Annotated in this window: 1 protein-coding gene; it reads right to left on the bottom strand. The window is 30.5% G+C overall.

Annotated elements, in window-relative coordinates; genetic code table 11:
• Positions 1–22: 22 nt before the first annotated feature.
• Positions 23–928, bottom strand: coding sequence for an IS982 family transposase (locus EM932_RS20700; RefSeq protein WP_135879108.1), 906 nt, complete (start codon positions 926–928; stop codon positions 23–25).
• Between the last annotated feature and the right edge of the window lie 102 nt (positions 929–1030).

The raw sequence follows: 1030 nt of genomic DNA on the forward strand, positions 1-1030 counted from the left end.
AACCTGAGTTCGAGCTAAGGATTTAGAAAAACAATGCTAATTGTTCAGACTTATATGTTTCAAATTTGATAGCAGGTTTCTTTTCTTGAAAAGAATAAGCAATTAAACTAGCAATCAAGTTGGTAATGAAATTACCAAAGCTTCTATGTCTTGAATGTTCAGCCTGAGCAATGTTTTTTAGCTGATCATTTATGGTTTCAATCACCGATCTTTTCCTGAGTAGTATTTTGTCCTTCATAGTCATTAAAACATTTTTCATATTGTTCTTAATACTAGTAACTAAATGTAGTCCTTGATCAAATAACATAGCAGTCAAGTCTTTAGAGATGTATCCTTTATCTGCATATAGTTTACCAAATATTTTCTTTAAAAAGTTATCTGTTTTCAGTGGTGTTCTATCATCAACATTTGCTTGAGTGATTATAAAATCAAGTAGTTCTCCTTTATCATTGACTATAATATGGAGTTTAAAACCATAGAACCATCCCATTGTTGATTTTCCCATCGTGGCAATGTTTTTGAATACTTTATTGTTTTTGATTCTCTTGTTCTTACAGGCTCTTATTGGGGTAGAGTCTACAAAAGAAATACCTGTGCATTCTCCTAAACAGCAAGTTTTCAAATATAGGGCTAGGGGCAATAAGTTGGATTGCATTAACTCTACAAAACGATTATAAGAAACCGTCTTTGGAAATTCATTTTGAAGCTGTTGTTGTACATACAAAATGTAGAAATGTTTAAAGGTTCTAATTCCACTTATGTGAAATAATACGGTGATAGTAACGACTTCACTAGTTGACATTGTGAATTTTCTATTTCTAGTCTTTTTACCACTAGTAACCTGTCTTTTTCGTAAAGCAGGCTCATAAACAGTACAAAAATCATCAATAGAACAAAATATTTCAGTAATTTTATCTTTAGAAATCATAAGCAGAATAATGTTAGTTAATTAGAATTCAACACTTTAATTTACTAAATATTCTGCTTTTTCTATACTATAAATATGAGTTTCTTAGGCCGAACTCAGGTT

It is taken from the genome of Flavivirga rizhaonensis, assembly GCF_004791695.1.
Taxonomy (GTDB): domain Bacteria; phylum Bacteroidota; class Bacteroidia; order Flavobacteriales; family Flavobacteriaceae; genus Flavivirga; species Flavivirga rizhaonensis.

What these genes read in the sequence shown, in the direction of transcription:
- EM932_RS20700 (WP_135879108.1), bottom strand. Translation starts at nt 928, where the DNA reads ATGATTTCTAAAGATAAAATTACTGAAATATTTTGTTCTATTGATGAT.